General features: G+C 63.9%; 1 protein-coding gene. It reads right to left on the bottom strand.

What is annotated here, in order from left to right; translation table 11 throughout:
- The coding region (locus tag EOC93_RS33550; RefSeq protein WP_127206757.1) for an IS5 family transposase at positions 1-979 on the bottom strand (979 nt) is incomplete at its 3' end.
- Positions 980-995 lie beyond the last annotated feature (16 nt).

A 995-nucleotide genomic window follows, 5' to 3' on the forward strand; every position in this document is an offset into this window, starting at 1 on the left:
GCCTCTCATCGGGTGGATAGAGGACGCCAATCATGGTGCGCAGATTGTAAGCGCAGGCGGCCAGTATGCACTGCGTGCGGTTGGTGGCGAGGTTGAAGAAGCGCAGGCGTCGCATGCCGTAACGCTCCTTGAACACGGCGAAAGGCCGCTCCACTGCCGCCCGCACCTTGGCGATCAGCCGGTTGCGCAGCTTGTGGCGCGGCGGCAACTCGGGGTGATGCTTGTTGGGCCGCCGCATCAGCCGGTCCTTAATGTTGGCGGCGGCGAGCCGGGCATGGCGGGCGTGGGTGTAATAGGCTTGATCGCCATAGGCCGCCTTCTCGTCGCCGCAGATCAACTGGTCGGCCGGCTCGGTGTCGGTGACCGAGGCGTCGCTCGCCTCGACACGCCGGATCAAGGTGTGCTCCTGGTCGACGCCGATGTGCATCTTGTAGCCGAAGGTGCTCTTCTTGCCCTTCTTGCCCCAACGCGCATCCTTGTCGGCCGACGGCTTGACCGGACCTTGGTGGCCCTTCTTCGGCTGCTTGGGCGGACGGCCACGAGCCTGCAGGAACGTGGCATCGACCAAGGTGCCGCGCTTGACGATCAGGCCCTTCTCCTCCAGCTGACGGTTGATCTCCTCAAAGACCTTGTCGATCAGTCGCTCACGCGTCAGCTCCTCGCGGAAGCGCCACAGTGTCGAATGGTCGGGCGTGCGGTCCGAAAGGCTGAAACCGGCAAAGCGGCGGAACGACAATCGGTCCCGGATCTGCGCCTCAAGCGCCGGATCGCTCAGCCCATGCCACATGCCCAGCAAAAGACAGCGCACCAGCGGTTCCGCCGGATAGCTGGTGTTGCCCGAGCCAGGACCGCTGCGCTGACCCAGCAATGTTCGGATCGGCGCCCAGTCCAGTTCCTTCGATACTAGGTCGAAAATCGTCTCATCCGACGCCGCCAGACCGTCCGCCAGACTCAACTGACCCAAAACACGATCCGCCATCCCGAATCTCCCTGCT

The sequence above is a fragment of the Mesorhizobium sp. M6A.T.Ce.TU.002.03.1.1 genome, from assembly GCF_003997275.1.
Taxonomy (GTDB): Bacteria; Pseudomonadota; Alphaproteobacteria; order Rhizobiales; family Rhizobiaceae; genus Mesorhizobium; species Mesorhizobium mediterraneum.